The 21,274-nt window shown below is 46.5% G+C and carries 18 protein-coding genes; 17 read left to right on the forward strand and 1 reads right to left on the reverse strand.

Going from position 1 to position 21,274, the window contains the following annotated elements; all coding sequences use genetic code 11:
• The first annotated feature begins 199 nt into the window (after nt 1-199).
• From tig to WBV27_RS10975, 10 genes are all read left to right on the forward strand, one after another.
• Nucleotides 200-1,480, forward strand: a complete 1,281-nt coding sequence (gene tig, locus WBV27_RS10930; protein WP_424202003.1) for a trigger factor — start codon at nt 200-202, stop codon at nt 1,478-1,480.
• Nucleotides 1,481-1,722: 242 nt separating this feature from the next.
• Nucleotides 1,723-2,976 carry an ATP-dependent Clp protease ATP-binding subunit ClpX gene (clpX, locus tag WBV27_RS10935; RefSeq protein WP_424202005.1) on the forward strand — a complete coding sequence of 418 codons (1,254 nt, stop codon included), beginning with the start codon at nt 1,723-1,725 and terminating at the stop codon, nt 2,974-2,976.
• A gap of 145 nt (nt 2,977-3,121) precedes the next feature.
• Nucleotides 3,122-3,730: a ribosome biogenesis GTP-binding protein YihA/YsxC gene (yihA, locus tag WBV27_RS10940; protein ID WP_086628034.1), complete on the forward strand. Its 609-nt coding sequence runs from the start codon at nt 3,122-3,124 to the stop codon at nt 3,728-3,730.
• Nucleotides 3,731-3,855: 125 nt separating this feature from the next.
• Nucleotides 3,856-5,130 carry an MFS transporter gene (locus WBV27_RS10945; RefSeq protein WP_424202007.1) on the forward strand — a complete coding sequence of 425 codons (1,275 nt, stop codon included), beginning with the start codon at nt 3,856-3,858 and terminating at the stop codon, nt 5,128-5,130.
• Nucleotides 5,131-5,249: 119 nt separating this feature from the next.
• Entirely contained in the window at nt 5,250-7,127 is a 1,878-nt protein-coding gene (dnaG, locus tag WBV27_RS10950) for a DNA primase (protein ID WP_424202009.1), read from the forward strand.
• A gap of 26 nt (nt 7,128-7,153) precedes the next feature.
• Nucleotides 7,154-8,290, forward strand: a complete 1,137-nt coding sequence (gene rpoD / locus WBV27_RS10955; protein ID WP_086628032.1) for an RNA polymerase sigma factor RpoD — start codon at nt 7,154-7,156, stop codon at nt 8,288-8,290.
• 137 nt (nt 8,291-8,427) lie between these two features.
• Entirely contained in the window at nt 8,428-9,132 is a 705-nt protein-coding gene (locus tag WBV27_RS10960) for a tRNA (adenine(22)-N(1))-methyltransferase (RefSeq protein ID WP_424202011.1), read from the forward strand.
• Nucleotides 9,129-10,262: a Nif3-like dinuclear metal center hexameric protein gene (locus WBV27_RS10965; protein ID WP_424202013.1), complete on the forward strand. Its 1,134-nt coding sequence runs from the start codon at nt 9,129-9,131 to the stop codon at nt 10,260-10,262. Before WBV27_RS10960 ends, WBV27_RS10965 begins: the two co-directional genes overlap by 4 nt.
• A gap of 14 nt (nt 10,263-10,276) precedes the next feature.
• On the forward strand, nt 10,277-11,518 hold the full coding sequence (gene pepT / locus WBV27_RS10970) for a peptidase T (protein ID WP_424202015.1): 1,242 nt from the start codon (nt 10,277-10,279) through the stop codon (nt 11,516-11,518).
• Nucleotides 11,515-11,778 carry a DUF1294 domain-containing protein gene (locus WBV27_RS10975; protein WP_086628029.1) on the forward strand — a complete coding sequence of 88 codons (264 nt, stop codon included), beginning with the start codon at nt 11,515-11,517 and terminating at the stop codon, nt 11,776-11,778. The genes pepT and WBV27_RS10975 overlap by 4 nt, the downstream gene beginning before the upstream one ends.
• Nucleotides 11,779-12,155: 377 nt before the next feature.
• Here WBV27_RS10975 and WBV27_RS10980 read toward each other — a convergent pair whose 3' ends face one another.
• A complete protein-coding gene (locus WBV27_RS10980) occupies nt 12,156-13,007 on the reverse strand; it encodes a DegV family protein (RefSeq protein ID WP_319995653.1) in 852 nt (283 codons plus the stop codon).
• A gap of 172 nt (nt 13,008-13,179) precedes the next feature.
• Here WBV27_RS10980 and truB point away from each other — a divergent pair, with 172 nt between their 5' ends.
• From truB to dnaJ, 7 genes are all read left to right on the forward strand, one after another.
• Nucleotides 13,180-14,091: a tRNA pseudouridine(55) synthase TruB gene (truB, locus tag WBV27_RS10985; protein ID WP_424202018.1), complete on the forward strand. Its 912-nt coding sequence runs from the start codon at nt 13,180-13,182 to the stop codon at nt 14,089-14,091.
• A gap of 22 nt (nt 14,092-14,113) precedes the next feature.
• On the forward strand, nt 14,114-15,076 hold the full coding sequence (gene ribF, locus WBV27_RS10990; protein WP_424202020.1) for a riboflavin biosynthesis protein RibF: 963 nt from the start codon (nt 14,114-14,116) through the stop codon (nt 15,074-15,076).
• Nucleotides 15,077-16,207 carry a radical SAM family heme chaperone HemW gene (gene hemW, locus WBV27_RS10995; protein ID WP_424202022.1) on the forward strand — a complete coding sequence of 377 codons (1,131 nt, stop codon included), beginning with the start codon at nt 15,077-15,079 and terminating at the stop codon, nt 16,205-16,207.
• A gap of 135 nt (nt 16,208-16,342) precedes the next feature.
• Complete coding sequence (gene hrcA, locus WBV27_RS11000; protein ID WP_272160714.1) at nt 16,343-17,377, forward strand: heat-inducible transcriptional repressor HrcA; 1,035 nt, start codon at nt 16,343-16,345, stop codon at nt 17,375-17,377.
• Nucleotides 17,378-17,399: 22 nt separating this feature from the next.
• The gene (gene grpE, locus WBV27_RS11005; RefSeq protein ID WP_424202025.1) at nt 17,400-17,936 is read left to right on the forward strand and encodes a nucleotide exchange factor GrpE; all 537 of its coding nucleotides are present in this window, start codon (nt 17,400-17,402) and stop codon (nt 17,934-17,936) included.
• A gap of 46 nt (nt 17,937-17,982) precedes the next feature.
• Entirely contained in the window at nt 17,983-19,803 is a 1,821-nt protein-coding gene (gene dnaK / locus WBV27_RS11010) for a molecular chaperone DnaK (RefSeq protein WP_424202027.1), read from the forward strand.
• 99 nt (nt 19,804-19,902) lie between these two features.
• Entirely contained in the window at nt 19,903-21,045 is a 1,143-nt protein-coding gene (gene dnaJ, locus WBV27_RS11015; RefSeq protein WP_119092997.1) for a molecular chaperone DnaJ, read from the forward strand.
• The last annotated feature ends 229 nt before the right edge of the window (nt 21,046-21,274 follow it).

Below are 21,274 nucleotides of genomic sequence, written 5' to 3' on the forward strand. Positions count from 1 at the left end.
ATACCAAAAACATATGGTGAAAGAAATCTAAGAAAGCATTAAAATCGAAGGCTAAAGCGTTGATAGCGGGCACATTTTTTGCACGAATACGGAATAATTAAGCACTTTTTGTTTACAACACCGCTTTTCTAGTGTAGTATTGGAGAGTGTGCAATATCAAATTAATTGCAATAAAATCAAGATTTTTGGAGGAAAGTAAATGACTGCAAACTGGGAAAAAACAGGCACTAACGATGGTGTCTTAACATTTGAAATTTCAGAAGAAATCATCAAACAAGAAATGGATAAGGTCTTCAACAAAGTGAAAAAGAACGTTTCCGTTCCTGGATTCCGTAAAGGTAAAGTTCCTCGTCACGTATTCAACAATATCTATGGTGAAGAGTCTTTATTCGAAGATGCATTGAATGGCGCTTTGCCTGATGCTTATTCACAAGCAATCGAAGAAGCTGGATTGGATCCTGTTTCTCAACCGAAAATCGACATCAAGAGCATGGAAAAAGGCCAACCTTGGGTCATCGCTGCTGAAGTTACAGTGAAACCTGAAGTGAAGCTTGGAGAATACAAAAATCTTAAAGTTGAAAAACAAGACCGCGTCGTTACAGATGAGGTTGTAGAAAACAACTTGAAGGAAAAACAAGAGCGTCAAGCTGAATTAGTCCTTAAAGAAGAAGGCGCAGAACTTGGCGATACAGCTGTAATCGACTACGAAGGATTCGTTGACGGTGTAGCTTTTGAAGGCGGCAAGGACCAAAACCATTCTTTAGAGTTGGGATCTAATCAATTCATCCCAGGTTTCGAAGAACAATTGGTCGGCGTTAAAGCTGGAGAAGAAAAAGACGTTGTCGTGACTTTCCCTGAAGATTATCAAGCTGAAGATCTTAAAGGTAAAGAAGCTACGTTTAAAGTAATCGTACACGAAATCAAAACAAAACAATTACCTGCTTTGGATGACGAATTCGCAAAAGATGTCGACGAAGAAGTAGCGTCATTGGACGAATTGAAAGCTAAAATCCGCAAGGAATTGGAAGAAAGCAAAACTGTTGCAGCTGACGAAGCTGTTCAGGATCTAGCTTTGAGACAAGCCGTTGCCAATGCTGAAATCGTTGAATTGCCGCACGTAATGGTTCACGATGAAGTGCACCGTCAAATGGATCTTTTCCTGAATGATATGCAACGTCAAGGAATCTCTCCTGAATTGTACTACCAAATCACAGGTACTACTGAAAAAGACTTGCATGTCCAAATGGAATCTGATGCTGATGAACGCACAAAAACATCACTAGTATTGGAACAAATCATCAAAGATGAAAACATCGTCGTTTCTGAAGAAGAAGTTGCTGCAGAAATCGAAGAACTAGCAAAACAATACAACATGGATGCAGACCGTGTCCGTGGATTGGTCAGCCCTGATATGTTGACCAACGATATCCAAATGAAGAAAGCGATGAGCATCATCACTGATTCAGCAATCGAAGCATAAGAAAAGTTGAAACAGAATACAGAGATAGGGACATTGTCTTCCATAGTCAGTGTCCCATCTGTTTATACTCAGGGATATATTCGGACTTTAACCCCACTAGGTAAACGGATCATATTCTTTTTCAATTTTTCCTTTCTGTGTTAAGATGTAAACCGTTCGTAAGCGGTCAGGGTCACTGCGCCACAGCAGTTGGCGGATCTTGGCAAGTTCTGCTGGATCGGAAAGTAAGTATAGAGAGGAGAATGATTGTGTTCCATGATGAAAGTATCGGGACAATACATTGTTCATTCTGCGGAAAATCTCAGGACCAAGTGAAAAAGATCATTGCGGGGCCGGATGTATATATTTGTAATGAGTGTGTAGATTTATGCAAAGAGATCATCGAAGAAGAAATCTATGCACCAAGCGAAGCGGTATTCACCGAGGTACCAAAGCCGCAGGAAATCCAAAAGATTTTGAGCGAGTATGTGATTGGTCAAGAAAAAGCCAAACGGACGCTGTCTGTAGCTGTCTATAATCACTACAAGCGTATCGGTCAAATGAGCATGATGTCAGAAGACGATAATGTAGAGTTGCAAAAAAGTAATATTTGTTTGATAGGCCCGACAGGTTCGGGTAAAACGTTCCTTGGCCAAACATTGGCGCGTATCCTGGATGTCCCATTTGCGATTGCTGATGCGACAAGTTTGACGGAGGCCGGCTATGTTGGTGAGGATGTTGAAAATATCCTGTTGAAATTGCTTCAGGCTGCCGAGTTTGATGTCGAGCGGGCTGAACGGGGAATCATCTACATCGACGAGATTGATAAAATCGCCCGTAAAGGTGAAAATGTATCGATCACAAGAGATGTGAGCGGTGAAGGGGTTCAACAAGCGCTGCTTAAAATTTTGGAAGGCACTGTTGCGAACGTTCCACCGCAAGGCGGCAGAAAACACCCGCAGCAAGAGTTCATCCAAATCGACACGACGAACATTCTGTTCATCGTTGGGGGTGCCTTTGACGGCATCGAAACAATCGTTAAAGAGCGTCTTGGCGAGAAAGTCATCGGCTTCGGATCTCCTCAAGCCAAACATTTGGAAGACAAGAGCATCATGCAGCAGATTATACCGGAAGATTTGTTGAAATTCGGGTTGATCCCGGAATTCATCGGTCGTTTGCCGATAATGGCTGCGTTGGAAAAGCTGACAGAAGACGATTTGGTTCATATTCTGACACAACCAAAAAATGCCTTGGTTAAACAATACAAAAAATTACTTGAGTTGGATGGCGTAGAATTGGTATTCGAAGATGACGCATTGCGCTCCATCGCCAAAAAGGCACTGGAAAGAAACACAGGTGCCCGAGGATTGCGCTCCATCATCGAAAACATCATGCTGGACATCATGTTTGATATCCCAAGCAGAGATGAAATCGTGAAGTGCGTCATTACGGACAATACAGTCAATGGCATCGCTTCGCCGTTGCTGTTCGATGAAGACAACAAACAGATCAACTAAACATGAGCTTGCGTTTGAAGTCCGGCGAATCAGACAATTTCCAATCTGATTTCCGGATTTTTTCGCATAATCATGGCAGTCGGGTGCAGAAATAGTTTTAAGCGTCGGTTCAATTACGGACGGCTTTGAAAAGGAGTGGAAATAAATGCACGTAAAAGATGCGGAAATCGTAATGAGCGCGGTCGATCCTAAACAATATCCAACCACCGGCTTTGCTGAAATCGCTTTGGCGGGACGGTCCAATGTGGGCAAGTCATCGTTCATCAATAAACTGATCAATCGCAAAGCGTTGGCACGGACATCAAGCAAACCGGGGAAGACCCAGACTTTGAACTTCTACTTGATCAATAATTCATTTTATTTTGTGGATGTTCCGGGTTACGGCTATGCGAAAGTTTCGAAAACGGAACGGGCGAAATGGGGCCAAATGTTGGAGACGTACTTCACACAAAGGGATACGTTGCGACATGTCTTTTTGATTGTCGATTTTCGTCACGAGCCTACCGAAGACGATATTCAAATGAAGGATTTCATTGAATATTACAATCTTCCTTATTCGGTCATCGCGACCAAATGCGATAAAATACCGCGGGGGAAATGGAATCAACATTTCTACCGCATCAAGAAAGCTTTGAATCTTCCAAGTGATGAGTCCTTAATCATGTTCTCAAAGGAGACTGGTGAGGGATTTGAAAAAGCCTGGACCTTTATTGAGGGAATACTGGCTGAGTATGATGAAGCGGCACAGGAATAGAGATAAACAAGAGAAAAACAATGGGCAATATCCTACTATTGGATGTTGCCCATTCTTTGTTCATTCGTTATGATGGGTTAGACAAGGTGCTTGTCGTCAAACAGAATAGGACAGGGGAGGGTAATATGGGAACTGAAAAAAAACTAAACCGCTACACGACTGAAGAAAAAAGTTGGATTATGCAGGATTGGGCGAATTCGGCATACTCCATCATGATCACAACGGCGGTATTCCCTTTGTATTTCAAGTCGATCGCGGAAAGTGGTGGATTGGCGGACGCTGATTCGACAGCGTATTGGGGCTATGCGAATGCTGCAGCTACGCTGGTTGTGTCGCTGCTTGCGCCTGTGCTGGGAGCTGTCGCGGATTACAAAGGTTTCCGCAACCCGCTGTTTACGGGCTTTACATTGGCCGGTATTTTCGCAACGATCGGGTTCGTCTTTGTGCCTGCTGCAAATTGGCTGTTTTTATTGGGATTGTACATGTTGTCAGTAGTCGGTTTTTCCGGAGCGAATATCTTCTATGACGGCTCCTTGATGGACGTGACGACCGATGAACGGATGGACCGCATTTCATCGGCGGGATTCGGCTGGGGGTATATCGGCAGTTCCATCCCGTTCGTCATCTTTATTTTTTTCCAGCTGACCGGCATTTTGCCAGTGAGCACTAGCGGCATTGTGAAAGGCGGCTTCATCCTTACTGCGATTTGGTGGTTCGTATTCACCATCCCTTATTGGAAGAATGTCAAACAGAACTATTACATCGAAAAAGAACCGCGCGTGATGCGCAAGAGCTTCATCAGATTATGGGAAACGCTGAAGAACATCAAGGAATACAGACAAGCCTTTTTGTTTTTATTGGCTTATTTCTTCTATATCGACGGAGTTGGGACCATCTTCAAAATGGCGACTGCTGTCGGGTCGGATATCGGTCTCTCCTCGAATGAACTGATCGTTGTCATGCTGATTGTCCAATTCGTGGCATTCCCGTTCTCCATCCTGTATGGCCGTGCGTCCAAACGCTTCGGCAACAAGAACATGATTTTTGTTGGTATTATAACTTATATTTTTATCTGCATCTATGCTTTGCAGTTGGACTCATTGCTGACATTCATCATTTTGGCATTGCTGGTCGGTACAGCCCAAGGAGGCGTGCAGGCGTTGAGCCGATCTTTATTCGGCCAGCTGATTCCGAAAGAGCAAGCGAACGAATTCTTCGGATTCTACAACATCTTCGGGAAATTTGCGGCTGTGGTCGGTCCGCTGCTTGTCGGACTCATCTCGCAGCTGACCGGAAACTCGTTGGATGGGGTTTTTGCCCTGATCATCCTGTTCGTGATTGGCGGGATACTGCTGTTCTTTGTGAAAGTACCGAATCTGAAAGGAGAACAGCAGAACTGACTGTTTTGATGACCGTCTGAAAAAATATTTGCATGTGTTGCGCAGATGTGGTAAAATCTAATTTGCATCTTTATGCGCGTTTTTATAAAATGAAAATATTTCTTCAAGGTGGGAGACATTTGGCAGAACGTATTTCAGAAGAAAAATTAGCGCAGATCAGAACCGAAACTAATATTGTTGATGTCGTCAGCCAATATGTACAACTAAAAAAAAGAGGCAAGAATCATTTTGGATTTTGCCCGTTTCATGACGAGAAGACCCCCTCTTTTTCTGTAGCAGAAGAAAAACAGATTTTCCACTGTTTCAGCTGCGGAAGAGGAGGGAATGTTTTTACTTTTTTGATGGATGTCGAGGGTATTTCGTTCGTTGAGGCAGTCATTAAGACAGCCGAATTGAGCAACATTGAGTTGGATTTCTCGTACGAAAACCATGCGCAGGAAAATCCGCTGCAGTCAAAGAAAGAAAAACTGATCCAAATCCATGAGGAAGCAGCGGCTTTTTACCATCAGGTCCTCATGAATACCGTTACGGGGCAAGCTGCGCTGGATTACATGATCCAACGCGGCTTCACGCCGGAGACACTAAAAGAATATCAAATAGGTTTTTCTCCATCCAATCGGACGGCGCTCTTTCAAATGCTGAAAGCGAAGGCATTCGATGAAGGACTCCTTCAGGAAAGTGGTATTTTCACGGATAGGCAAGGTCAAAACGAACTTTTCGATCGGTTCTCCGCCCGGATCATTTTTCCATTGCGGAACGCTAAAGGAAAGACGGTCGCTTTTTCCGGCCGAATTCTGCAGGCTACCCCAGCAGATGACACGGGTTACCATGAAGCGAAATACCTGAACAGCCCCGAAACGCTATTGTTCAACAAGCGTGATTTCCTTTTCAACTTTGATAAAGCCCGCAGTGAAATCCGGAGACATTCAGAAGTGATCCTTTTCGAAGGGTACATGGATGTCATTTCCGCTTGGCAAGCGGGGGTGAAAAATGGCGTCGCCTCGATGGGGACCAGCCTGACGGATGAACAGAACCGGATATTGACGAAGACGGCCGATAAAATAGTCATAGCTTATGACGGCGATCGTCCCGGGGTCGAAGCGACTAAGCGCGCCATAGAAATATTGGAACGCAACAAGCACTTCGACATCTCAATTTTCCCGCTGGAAGCAGGTATGGATCCGGATGAATACATCCAGCAGAAGGGTCCGGAGGCATTCGTCAAGGCCCTGAAAAATAACCGAGAAACGGTCATTCAGTTCTATTCCCGCTATCTCAAGATGAATCTGAACCTGGATTCCGAAAAAAATCGCATCACTTATATCGAAACTATGCTTAAGGCATTGGCTCCCTTGGATTCATTGATCGAAAGAGAGCTTTACATGAAGGACATCGCGGATGAATTCAGTATTCCGGTAGATATCCTGCAGAGGCAATTGAAGGGGTATCAGCAAGAGGTATTGCAGCAGAGACCTGAACGTGAGCCGGTCAGGAGAACCGCGCCGCATGAGGCCGCCCCTCATGCAGTGTATCCAAGCATGAACAAACGTAAAGTGACCCAAGCTGAGCAAAGTGAAAAGCAACTGCTTTACCGTCTGTTTCATTTCGAGGAAGTCTGGTCGTATCTGAATGAGATTGACGCAGATTTCAATTTCATCCACGATGACTATCAGACGATCTACATTTTGTATGAAGAGTTTTTCAGGCAGACTGGGTTGGTCGGGAATATCGACCAATTTTTGGACCGCATCAACAATCAAGCTCTTCAAAATGTGATTACGGAGATTGAATGGTTTCAATTGGATTCGGAAGTCACCTATCAGGAAATTCAGGATCTCGTCCATATCATCCGGGACAAGTCCTCCCTTCAGGACCAACTGACCAAGAAACAGGCAGAAATGAAGGAAGCCCGCAAGAAAAATGACAATGAGCGTCTGAAGACAATCATGTTGGAAATCGTTTCGCTCTCAAAAGAATTAAAAGCAACAAAGAAATAGCCCGCATCGAATGGAGGAATCATTTTATGGCAATCGAAAAAAATGATCAAGGTTTCACGTTAGAACAGGTAACCAAAAAGCTGATCGCAGAACACAAATTATTGGGGTCCGTCTTCTACGACGAATTGGCCGATAAGATAGCTACACCTTTCCAATTGGACGCGGATGCGATGGATAAGCTGATACAAAAAATGGAAGACGGCGGTGTCAGTGTCGTAGACGCAGACGGCGGTCCGACTGCCCGTCAACTTGCCAAAGAAACAGTGAAGCCTGAAAAACCAGCAGCAGCCAAAAAGGATGAAGAAGAAGACCCAATGGCTGTGCCTCCCGGAGTGAAAATCAATGACCCGGTCCGCATGTACCTGAAGGAAATCGGCCGTGTGCCTTTGTTGAACGCAGAGGAAGAAGTCAATTTGGCTCTCCGCATCAAAGAAGGCGATCAGGAAGCGAAACAACAATTAGCTGAAGCCAACTTGCGTCTGGTCGTTTCCATCGCAAAACGTTATGTGGGACGTGGGATGCAATTCTTGGATCTGATCCAGGAAGGGAATATGGGTCTGATGAAAGCTGTCGAAAAATTCGACCACACCAAAGGGTTCAAATTTTCCACCTACGCAACTTGGTGGATCCGTCAAGCCATCACCCGTGCCATCGCCGACCAAGCCAGAACAATCCGTATCCCTGTGCATATGGTTGAAACAATCAATAAATTGGTCCGTATCCAACGGCAATTGCTGCAGGATCTAGGGCGCGAACCGACACCGGAAGAAATCGGTGCCGAAATGGACCTTCCGACTGAAAAAGTCAGAGAAATCCTGAAAATCGCCCAAGAGCCCGTTTCCTTGGAAACCCCTATCGGAGAAGAAGATGATTCCCATTTAGGCGATTTCATCGAAGATCAGGAAGTCCTGAGTCCGGCTGACCATACTGCCCAAACGCTTCTGAAGGAACAACTTGAGGAAGTGTTGGACACTTTGACAGACCGTGAGGAAAACGTCCTGCGTCTGCGTTTCGGCCTTGATGACGGCAATGTGCGGACTTTGGAGCAAGTGGGGAAAGTATTCGGCGTCACCCGCGAGCGGATCCGTCAAATCGAAGCGAAAGCGTTGCGCAAACTGCGTCACCCGAGCCGCTCGAAACAATTGAAAGATTTTCTTGAGTAATAAGCGCACTAACCCGAGGTATTGCACTCGGGTTTTTCTTATGCCATTTTCTGAATGATATACGGATTAATGGGATATATGAATTGGAATTATGCTAAAATAGTACTATCAGCAAAAATGGAAATGGAGGGATGATGTTGAATAACCAACAATTATCCGTAAGACTCGAGACGGTTGCAGGTTTTGTGCCGGAAAATGCCAGACTGGCCGATATCGGCTCGGATCACGCTTATCTGCCTTGTGTTTTGGCAGCGCGTGACGTCATCAGTTTCGCATTGGCAGGGGAAGTTGTGAAAGGCCCCTTCGAATCGGCAGCGGAACAGATCAGAACATCAGGAGTAGGCGATCGCGTCAGCGCCAGACTTGGCGATGGCATGGATGTGATAGAGCCGACGGATCATATAAACGTCGTCACCATCTGCGGGATGGGTGGGGACTTGATTTCCAAAATTCTGGAAAAAGGCAGACTGAAAGATAAGTTGGACGGTGTGGAACGGTTGATTCTTCAGCCTAATAATGGAGAAAAGAAACTGCGTGAATGGTTGATTGCCCACCAATACAAAATTATCGATGAAACGATATTGGAAGAAAACGGAAAGATTTATGAAATCATCGTTGCCGAAAATGCAGAGACAGCAGAAAACTATTCTGATCAGGAATACACCTTCGGCCGTTTCTTGCTTCAGAATAAAAATGAAACGTTCCGCAAAAAATGGTTGTCCGAAATCGACAAATGCCAATACATATTGGGCAGCATGCAAAAAGCAAGCAATGACCTGAACGATAAAGAGCAGCAAGTGATCAATAAAGTCAATGAAATTAAAGAGGTGCTGAAATCATGAAAAGCATTACTGGTTATGAATTCATCGAGTTATTCGAATCGCATGTTCCGACTTGGCTGGCAGAGGAGGGGGATCCGGTGGGGCTCCATTTGGGGGACTTGAGCCGTCCGGTCCGCCGTATTTTGGTGTCGCTTGATGTCCGTCCGGAAGTCGTTCAGGAGGCCATCGAGAAGCAAGTCGACTTTATCTTCTCCCATCATCCGCCGATCTACAGACCGTTAAAAAATCTGGACGTTTCAGACAAGCAAACAAAGATGTACGTCGATCTGCTTAAACATGACATCAGCGTCTATGCAGCCCATACGAATCTGGACAATGCAAACAACGGGATGAACGATTGGCTTTCTGAGGCATTGGGGCTGTTGGATGTCGAAATCATGGACGTAACGAAGCGCGTGCCTGTGAAAAAAATTTCCGTCTGCGTGCCGAATGCGGAATGCAATCGTGTCCGTTTGGCTATGACCGATGCTGGCGCGGGGAACATTTCCGACGAATATAGTCACTGCTCCTACGAAGCGCAAGGAGTAGGCCGTTTCACGCCGCTCGAAGGAGCTAAACCCGCTATCGGCCACATCAATGAACCCGAAGCGGTGCAAGAGAAGAAAATTGAAATGATTGTGGAAGACAAATATTTGGCGGAAGTATTGGAGGCGCTGTATGAATCGCATCCTTACGAAGAACCCATCTACGAAATCTACACGATCAATAATTTCCAGCGCGAATATGGTCTGGGAAGGGTCGGCAATTTAGCGTTGCCGATGTCGTTGCGTTCCTTTATCCAGTACGTGAAGGATGTTTTCCAGATCGAAGGCATGCGCTTTATCGCGGCCGATTTGGATCAGACGATCACTCGCGTTGCCATCTGCGGCGGAGATGCCGGCAAGTATTATCGGAAAGCAATCAAAAAAGGTGCAGATGTCTACATCACTGGCGATGTTTACTATCACACAGCACACGATATGCAGGCTGATGGACTGACCGTCATCGATCCTGGCCATCACATCGAACAGATCTGCAAACCGAAATTGTTGGAATTATTCAATGAATGGAAAAAAGAAAATACTTGGGATCTGGAAGTCATCGCTTCCGAAATCAACACGGACCCCTTCATTTTCGACAGTCAATTGTGAGAGGATGTCAATGCATGCAAGATAAATTAGTGGACCGTTTTTTGAAATATATTAAATTCGAGACAAGATCGGATGAAAAAAGTCTGACTGTGCCTTCTACCCAAAATCAGGTGGATTTCGCCAAAACTGTTTTGATGCCGGAACTGGAAGCCATCGGACTTTCGGATATCCAATACAATGCAGCTAATGGCTTCGTGACGGCACTTTTGCCGCGCAACTCCCAAAAGGAGTTCCCTGCAATCGGGTTCATCGCCCACATGGATACAGCAGATTTTGAAGCGGCACATGTCAATCCGCTTATTTGGGACGACTATGCGGGCAACGATCTGATTTTGGATGCGGAAGCACAGCTGATCCTATCACCGAAGGATTTCCCTTCTCTGAAGAACTACATCGGTCAGACGTTGATCACTACCGACGGAAAAACGTTGTTGGGTGCGGACGACAAAGCCGGCATCGCCGAAATCATCACAGCATTGGAAACGATAAAAGCAGCTGATGACATCGAACACGGGGACATCAAAGTCGCTTTCGGACCGGATGAAGAAATCGGACGTGGTGCGGATCTTTTTGATGTGGCCGGTTTCGGCTGCGACTTTGCCTATACGATGGATGGCGGCCCCTTGGGAGAACTTGAATTTGAAAGCTTCAATGCCGCGCAAGCTATCGTAACGATCCACGGCAAAAATGTGCATCCAGGCACTGCCAAAGACACGATGGTGAATGCAATCAAATTGGCCATCGCTTACGACAGCGCTTTGCCGCAAAATGAAGTCCCTGAACAAACCGAAAAACGCGAAGGCTTTTATCATCTGTTGGGCATTGAAGGAAATGTAGAAGAAAGCAAGATGACCTACATCATCAGGGACCATGACAAGGAGCTTTTTGAGAACAGGAAAATGACCATGCTTTCGCTGGCGGAGCGCATGAACAAGGACTTGTCTGAAGAACGCATCGCTATCGAAATGCACGATCAATACTACAACATGGGGGAAGTGCTGAAGGAGGATATGCGTCCAGTCGATCTGGCTGAAGCAGCGATGAAGTCTTTGGGGATCACCCCGATCATCGAACCGATCCGCGGCGGGACGGACGGTTCCAAGTTGTCCTTCATGGGTCTGCCCACTCCGAATATCTTTGCCGGTGGAGAAAATTTCCACGGGCGCTATGAATTTGTGTCCGTCCAATCAATGGAAAAGGCCGTTGCAGTCATCGTGGAAATCATCAGACAAAGCCAAGGATACGGAAAGCAATGAGAAATCCAGTGCTCGTATATTTCATCCTGGCGAACCTCGTGCTTTTCATCTTGATGGGCATCGATAAAAAGAAAGCGCGGCAAAAAGCTTGGCGCATACCGGAACGCAATCTGCTCCTGCTTGGCTTTTTCGGTGGCGGCCTAGGTGGACTGCTTGGGATGCATCACTTCCGCCATAAAACGAAACACCTGAGTTTCAAGGTAGTCTTCACTTTGGGAACTGTTTTAACAGGAATAACATCCTACTTCTTATACCTATGAAAACAAAAAATGCCGCTATTTCCCATTCAGGAGATAGCGGCATTTTTTGCGTATATGACAATGTAAATTAAAGAGTGCATCACCTTTGGTGTATTACAGGTTTGCAAAATGGTTCATGCGATCAAAATAGTTGGCTAGCTTCACGGTTTAGCCCTTCGGAAATTAGATAAATCGCACCTATTGCGCTCTACGATGCTCAGTTGACACGATTTCCTAAATTGTCATGACTCTTGCGATTTCAATCGCTTAATCCTGTCATCAGACCATCCAACTGGTCTCGCAGTGAGGCCCTCTGATGTCGCGCTGTGACATCAGAGTACTTGACCGATTAGGTCACAGTGTTTCCTTAATCAGGGCTGAACGAACCCGTTCCGCTTTTAATTACTTTTCATTAGGAATTGGAAGGATACGGCTTCGGGGCCGGCGTGGGTCATGACGCTGGCGCTGGCGTAGGATGTGTGCATCCGGGCGTTGGGGAAGGCAGCCTTCAGCATGCCGATGATTTGGTTCGAATACTCCGACAAACCGTCATGCGTGATGCCTATCGCTTCAACATCCAGGTATTTCTGCTTCAGCTCTTCGATGATCTCTTCGTAGCGCTTGACGATCGCTTTCGTGCCGCGGCCTTTGATATCGGTAGTCAATGCGCCGTCGATCATTTTCAGGTTCGCTTTGATGTTCAGCAGCGTTGTGATGCGGCCCATCGTTTTTCCAATGCGTCCGCCCTTGACCATGTTTTCCAGGTTGACGATGGAGATGTAAAGCAGGGTGCGGTCTTTAACTGCGGTGACCCGAGGCAATGCTTCCGCCACTGTCAATCCTTCAGCGGCACATTTGGCTGCTTCCAACACTTGGAAGGCGGTAGCTCTTGCGCAAAATTTCGAATCGATGACGGTGACTTTGCCATGGGCTAGTTTAGCCGCCTGGTGAGCAGAATTCACGGTTCCGCTCAGAGTTTCGGTTACATGGATGGACAAAACTTCGCTGCCATCAGCTGTCAATTCGTTGTATTTATCCAAAAATGTGCCCATGGCTGGTTGGGATGATTTTGGCAATTCCTTGCTGTTCATCATTTTTTCAAGAAACTCGGGTTTGGTTATGGTGACGCCGTCGTAATACAGCACGTTATCGATCATGGATGAAAGCGGGATTACGGTGATTCCATATCTGTCAATTTCTTCTGCGGACAATTCCGTTGTGGAATCGGTCACAATTTTGAAGTTTGGCATGATGATTCTCCTTCATTGCAGTCTTATTTCCTTAAGCATAGCAGATTTTCCGGGAAAAGTAACGCAGTTATCACTATGATTGTAAGCATATTCTTCTATTGTTGATGTTTTTTCGTGTAGAATAGATTATGCTATAATAGGTTAGTTGTAGAAGAAAGTAGGTTACAGACATATGGACGGAATATTACCTTTATGGAAAGAACGCGGCATGACAAGTCACGACTGCGTATTCAAACTTAGAAAAATACTGAAAACTAAAAAAGTGGGGCATACCGGTACACTGGATCCGGAAGTTGATGGCGTTTTGCCGATCTGCATCGGAAAAGCCACCAAAGTCGTCGAATTTTTGACGGACACGGACAAAGCTTACGAAGGGGAAATCACTATCGGAGTCGCCACAACGACTGAGGACAGCCAAGGCGAAACGATCGCGAAGACGCCGGTTGCGCAAGACCTGTCTTTGGCCGAGATCGATGCTGCGATGGAAGCCATGGTTGGCGAAAGCATCCAAGTTCCGCCGATGTATTCCGCGGTCAAGGTGAACGGAAAAAGGCTGTACGAATACGCCCGCAAAGGTTTGGCCGTCGAAAGACCGCAAAGAAGCATCCACGTCATGAGTTTCGAGCGGATTTCAGAACCCGTCTATCATGCGGAAGAGCAAACGATGTCCTGGAGCTTCCGGGTCACTTGCGGAAAAGGGACCTATGTGCGGACCTTGGCCGTCGATTTGGGCGCATCCTTGGGTTATCCGGCGTACATGTCCAGCCTGACGCGCACGATGAGCGGATCCTTCACGAAGGATGATTGCCTGACCTTGCAGCAAGTGGCTGAAGCAATGGCGAATGACGAGATCGACGCTCATCTGAAGCCGATCGACTCGGTATTCGAAACGTATCATCAGATTGCGCTTGACGATGAACTGTGGGATAAGGTGAAAAATGGCGCTGTTCTGCCGAAAGAGGGACCTTTCGCAACAATGGACGCACCTGTTTTATTCACCTATCAGGGCAAAATCGTGGCGATGTACGAACCGCATCCGACCAAATCTGGTCTCATCAAACCCAGAAAAATGTTCCTATCATAATCAGCAAGGAGTTGCCTTAGCAATGGAAATAATGCATATACATCATCCCTATGACCAAAAACTGATACCAGACGAGCAAGTCGTGTTGGCGTTGGGATACTTTGACGGCGTCCATCGAGGACATCAAGAAGTGATCAAAAGGGCAAAGGAAGTTGCCGAAAAGAAGAACCTCAAACTTGCCGTCATGAGCTTCAATCATCATCCGAGCATCGTTTTCCAGAAGATGAACCCGGAAACGATGCAGTATTTGTCGACCGTCAACCGCAAAGCCGAAATATTCGAAAGCTTGGGCGTCGATTATTTCTTCGTCATCTCATTCACATCTGCCTTTGCCTCTTTGAGACCGCAGGAATTTGTCGACCAATACATCAGCGGCCTGCATGCTGCCGCAGTCGTTGCTGGTTTCGATTACACCTATGGGCCCAGAGAAATCGCAGATATGAAGCAATTGGTGAATTATGCAAAAGGCCGCTTCGAAGTCATCGAAGTTGCCGAATTGAAGAACGAAGCCGAAAAAATCAGTTCCACCCATATCCGGGAGGCGTTATCCGAAGGGGATATGGAGAAAGCAAATGCGTATTTAGGCTATGTCTATCAGATCGACGGCACGGTCATCCATGGCGATGCGCGCGGCAGGCTGCTGGGTTTCCCGACTGCCAATATCCAGACCGAAAAGCACACACGCTTGCCAAGGAACGGCGTTTATATCGTGAGCATCCGAGTGAACGGAACCTGGTACCGCGGCACGGCTTCAATCGGGTACAACATCACTTTTGAAGCTGGTCGCGACAAAACCGTGGAAGTGTACATATTGGACTTCGATAAAATGATCTACGGCGAGGATGTAACCGTCAGATGGCACCATTTTATCCGCAGCGAAATCAAATTTTCGGGCGTCGAGCAACTGATCGCGCAGCTTAAAAGTGATGAAGCCGATACGATCGCCTATTTTAAGGATAACCCCTTGGATGAGGTGATCCTCTAAATGGCAGCGGCTTATTTGCACATCCCTTTCTGCGAACACATCTGTTTCTATTGCGACTTCAATAAAGTGTTCTTGGAAGGCCAGCCGGTCGATGAATACGTTGATGCTTTGATAAAGGAAATGCAGTTATCGAAGCAGCAGCACCCTGAAGAAGAAATCAGCACTTTCTATATCGGCGGCGGCACACCGACAACATTGAATGAGCGCCAGCTGGAGAAGCTGTTGAACGGAATCCGCAGCACCTACTCCTTGCCGAAGGGCGCCGAGTTCACGATGGAAGCCAATCCGGAAAGTATTTCTTTCGAGAAGCTGAAGATCATGCGTGATTATGGGGTCAACCGTTTGAGCATGGGGGTCCAATCGTTCAATAACGACATCCTGAAAAAAATCGGCCGCATCCACACAGCCGAGCAGGTATACACTTCCGTGGCCGATGCCCGCAGAGCCGGATTCGAAAACATGACCATCGATCTGATCTTCCGCCTGCCGAACCAAACGATGGCCGATTTTGAAGACAGTCTGAAAAAAGCCTTGGAATTGGATCTGCCGCATTACTCGATCTATGCCTTGATCCTTGAGAACAAGACGGTGTTTTATAACTTGATGCGTCAGGGGAAATTGCCGTTGCCTTCAGAGGACACGGAAGCCGATATGTACGCACTGGCCATCGAGACGATGTCAAAAAACGGCAGGAATCAATACGAAATCTCCAACTTTGCGTTGCCGGGCTATGAATCCCAGCACAATCTCACCTATTGGAAAAATGAGGCCTATTTCGGTTTCGGGGCAGGTGCGCACGGCTATATCGATGGGATCCGCTACCACAATCATGGACCGATCCAGCAGTATCTGGCGCCATTGCGCGAAAACAGTCTGCCGATCATCCGGCAGCAGCAGTTATCAAAAAATGAACAGATGGAAGAAGAAATGATTCTGGGTCTGCGCACGATGGTGGGCGTCAGCCAAAAACATTTTGCCGAGAAATTCCAGACCCCACTGTTGGACCAGTATGCGGCAGTCGTTTCTGATTTGGTTGCGGACGGCCTGCTTCTGGTCGATGGCGACAGGATCCGTTTGACCCAAAGGGGTGTCTTCCTCGGCAACGAAGTATTCCGTTCTTTCTTGATGTGAATGCGTTCGATGCCATTGGGGTGCCCATAATGTTATGAAAAATGATTGTATTCCGTTGACAAAGCCTGTAACCCGTGATAAATTTATTTATGGTTAGCACTCATTATGGTCAAGTGCTAAAGTGAGGTGAAAATCTTGTTAACAGAAAGACAGTTGCTAATTTTGGATTTAATTGTCAGGCATTACATCGAGTTCGAGGAGCCGATCGGTTCGAAGACGCTTCTTAAGGAATCAGCTTTGTCCTTGAGTTCCGCCACAATCCGCAACGAAATGATGCGGATCGAAGAACTGGGCTTCCTTGAAAAAATGCATTCTTCATCCGGCAGGATACCTTCCATCCAAGGCTACCGTTACTATGTCGATCAACTTTTGGGCAAAGAAAGCGAAGAAGTCGCTGACGACGTCAAACAGACAATCAAGCATGGTTTTCAGAATCCTTACCGGGAAGTGCAGCAGGTCGTCGAAAAATCAGCTGAAATGCTTTCTTTTTTGACGAATTATACCGCTTTGGCGATCGGCCCCGAAACAAAGGACAGCCGATTGACCGGCTTCCGATTGGTCGCACTCAATGAAGGCCATGTGATGGCCATCTTGGTGACTGATAAAGGACATGTGGAAAATCAGATTTTTTCTGTTTCGCCGGGCTTCTCAGCCTCCGAGATAGAAAAAATCGTCAACATCTTCAATCAGGAACTGGTGGGACGCACGCTGCAGGAAGTATTCATCAAACTGCAAACGGACATTCCGGTGATTATCCGGAAGTACGTCGATGCAAAAATCGATTTCACAGCGATCTTCAATGACATCGTGGCGAAGTTGGAGCATGACCGCTTCCATGTAGGCGGCAGCATGAACCTTCTGAACCATTTGGATGCGACGATGGACAAGAATAAAGTCAAAGCCATTTTAAGCATGCTGAACGGGTCTCCGGACATCCATGCGCTTTTTTCAAACCCCAACGATGGCGTCGGCGTCAAAATCGGAACGGAATTGGACAATGAGCTGCTGCATAATTTTAGCCTGATCACGGCTACTTATGACACAGCCGGCAACGGTAAGGGCCTGATCGCATTACTGGGGCCGACCAATATGCCTTATCAAAAAATGATCAGTATCATGAAATTTATGCGTTATGAACTTTCTGATAGCTTGAATGATCTGAACAAATAAGCACGACAAAGGAGATTTTGAAGTGGACAATAACGAAGAATTAGTGGAACAGGAACAAGCGACCGTTGATACAACGGTTGTTGAAGGTCAAGAGACGGTTACGGAAGCAAATGAGGTTGAAACCTTGAAAGCAACCTTGTCCGAAACGGAAGACCGCTTGTTGCGCCTGCAGGCTGAACTTGCCAATATCCAGAAGCGCAACGCGAAAGAAAGACAGGATGCGGCGAAATTCCGTTCCCAGTCTTTGGCACAGGAATTGCTGCCGGTGATGGACAGTTTGGAGCGTGCATTAGCGATTGAAGTGGAAGATGAAAAATCTTTGAACCTGAAAAAAGGGTTGGAAATGGTCATGAATCTGTTCACGGAGGCTTTCGCCAAGGAAGGGATTACTTCAATCGATCCAATCGATCAGCCATTCGATCCGAATTTCCACCAATCGATCCAAATGCAGCCGGCTGCTGAAGGTCAAGCGCCTGATACAGTCGTCGCGGTAGTCCAAAAAGGCTACACCTTGAAAGAACGCGTTTTGAGACCCGCAATGGTTATTGTGGCAGAATAATTTTATTGATAAACACAAAAAATTTCACATAGAGGGGAATAACATCATGAGCAAAATTATCGGTATTGACTTAGGTACAACAAACTCAGCTGTCGCTGTATTAGAAGGCGGAGAAGCTAAAATCATCCCAAATCCAGAGGGAAATCGTACGACACCATCTGTCGTTTCCTTCAAGAACGGCGAAATCCAAGTGGGCGAAGTTGCAAAACGCCAAGCAGTTACAAACCCTAACACAATCAGTTCAATCAAACGTCACATGGGCGTTGCGGGCTACAAAGTGGAAGTGGAAGGCAAGAGCTACACACCACAAGAAGTTTCAGCGATGATCCTTCAATACCTGAAAGGCTACGCAGAAGACTACTTAGGCGAAAAAGTCGATAAAGCCGTTATCACAGTTCCAGCTTACTTCAACGACGCACAGCGTCAAGCGACTAAAGATGCTGGTAAAATTGCCGGACTGGAAGTTGAGCGTATCGTCAATGAGCCGACTGCTGCAGCATTGGCATATGGTTTGGACAAAACGGACAAAGAAGAAAAAATCCTTGTATTCGACTTGGGCGGCGGTACATTCGACGTTTCCATCCTTGAATTGGGCGATGGCGTATTCGACGTATTGAGTACAGCCGGCGACAACAAATTAGGCGGAGATGACTTCGACAACAAAATCATCGATTACTTGGTTGCGGAATTCAAGAAAGAAAACGGAATCGACCTTTCAAACGATAAAATGGCGAAACAACGTCTGAAAGACGCTGCTGAAAAAGCCAAAAAAGATCTTTCTGGCGTAACTTCAACGCAAATCAGCTTGCCGTTCATCACTGCCGGCGATGCAGGTCCGTTGCACATGGAATTGACGCTTACCCGCGCTAAATTCGATGAAATCACTTATGACTTGGTTGAACGTACAAAAGGTCCTGTACGCCAAGCATTGAAGGATGCAGGTCTATCAACTTCCGAAATCGATGAAATCATCCTTGTCGGCGGTTCAACACGTATCCCTGCAGTCATCGAAGCAGTCCGCAAAGAAGCAGGCAAAGAGCCAAACAAATCCGTTAACCCGGATGAAGTTGTCGCAATGGGCGCTGCCATCCAAGGCGGAGTCATCTCCGGTGACGTAAAAGACATCGTATTATTGGACGTAACACCTTTATCATTGGGTATCGAAACAATGGGTGGCGTGTTCACTAAATTGATTGACCGCAATACAACAATCCCTACAAGCAAGTCACAAGTCTTCTCGACTGCAGCCGACAACCAGCCAGCTGTTGATGTGCATGTCCTGCAAGGTGAGCGTCCGATGGCGAACGACAACAAAACGTTGGGTCGTTTCCAATTGACGGATATTCCATCAGCTCCTCGTGGTGTGCCTCAGATCGAAGTATCATTCGATATCGACAAAAACGGTATCGTTAATGTACGCGCCAAAGACTTGGGTACGCAAAAGGAACAAACTATCACCATTAAATCTTCTTCCGGTTTGACCGACGAAGAGATCGAAAAAATGGTGAAAGATGCAGAAGCGAACGCTGAAGCAGACAAACTGCGCAAAGAAGAAGTTGAATTGCGCAACGAAGTGGATCAATTGATCTTCCAAACCGACAAAACATTGAAAGAGCTTGACGGTAAAGTCGACGCTGATGAAGTGAAGAAAGCGGAAGAAGCTAGAGACGAACTGAAAGCAGCAGTCGAAGCAAATGATTTGGAACAAATGAAAACGAAGCGTGATGCTTTGAATGAGCTTGTCCAAAACTTGACTGTCAAACTTTATGAGCAAGCTGCTCAAGCGCAACAACAAGAAGGCGCGCATGACAAAGCAACTGACGACGGTGTCGTTGATGCCGATTTTGAAGAAGTAGACGACAAATAGTCAACTCTAACGAGAGGAAGCCAACGCTTAACTGCATTGGCTTCTCTCACTGTATAGAGATAAAATGTTCAGATGAAGCCAATCAATGGAGGCGAAACAATGGCGAAGAGAGATTATTACGATGTCTTGGGTGTGTCGAAGGATGCCACAGACGATGAGATAAAAAAAGCTTACCGGAAACTTTCCAAGAAGTTCCACCCGGATGTCAACAAAGAAGCGGGCGCAGAAGACAAATTCAAGGAGCTTGCTGAAGCTTATGAAGTCTTGAGCGACGGCAATAAACGCGCAGCCTATGACCAATACGGCCATGCCAGCACCGATCCAAACTTTGGCGCAGGCGGTGGCTATGGTGGCGGCGGCTTCGGCGGTTTCTCGGGCGGTTTTGAAGATATCTTTGATTCCTTTTTCGGAGGCGGCGGCGGGCGCGGCAGAAATCCGAATGCCCCCCGTCAAGGGTCTGATTTACAATACCGTATCCACCTTACATTTGAAGAAGCGATTTTCGGGAAGAAAGAAACCATCCGTTACAAACGTGATGAAGAATGTAAAACTTGCAGTGGTTCAGGCGCAAAACCGGGCACGCAGCCGAAAACATGTTCGAAATGTCATGGTTCAGGAGCGGTCGGTGTCGAAAGAAATACGCCTTTCGGCCGTGTGATGACGCAAGCAGTCTGTGATGTCTGTTCCGGAACGGGTAAGGAAATCACGGATAAATGTACAACGTGCCACGGACGCGGGCATGTCGAAGCTGATCACTCTGTGGCAGTTACCATCCCCCCTGGCGTCGACGATGGACAACAGATGCGCTTGAACGGACAAGGCGAAGTTGGCAGCAATGGCGGCCCGTATGGTGATCTTTATGTCGTTTTCCAAGTGGAACCAAGCGATATTTTCGATCGCGAAGGGACAGAGATCCATTACACGCTTCCGATCAGCTTCGCCCAAGCAGCTTTGGGTGATGAGATTGAAGTGCCGACCGTGCATGGCAAGGTCAAGCTGAAGATTCCTGCTGGGACACAAACGGGTACGAATTTCCGCCTGAAAGGCAAAGGGGCGCCACGCTTGCGTGGAACCGGAAATGGTGATCAGCACGTCAAAGTGACTGTCGTCACACCGAAGAACCTTAGCGAGAAGCAAAGAGAGGCAATCCGCGCATTCGCAGCAGCAGGCGGCGATACGCTGGTGGAAGATGACGCCAATTTTTTTGATAAAGTTAAGGACGCCTTCAAAAATAAAAAATAAATAAGCCAAAAGAATCGGTGCGTTGGAAACAGCAAAGCACCGATTCTTTTTTTGTCCCTAGACTATTCTGTTAGAGTTTTTGTAACTAACATGAGGACAACAACACTTTTTTTATAGAAAAAGAGTAAATATTCGCAAATTTTAGCATGTAAGGGGTTACATTTCAGAAGAATAGGATTATAATGGTAGTATCAAATAAAAGAGGTGACGTAAATGGCTACTATAGAAT

The organism is Trichococcus sp., assembly GCF_049589555.1.
GTDB lineage: Bacteria > Bacillota > Bacilli > Lactobacillales > Aerococcaceae > Trichococcus.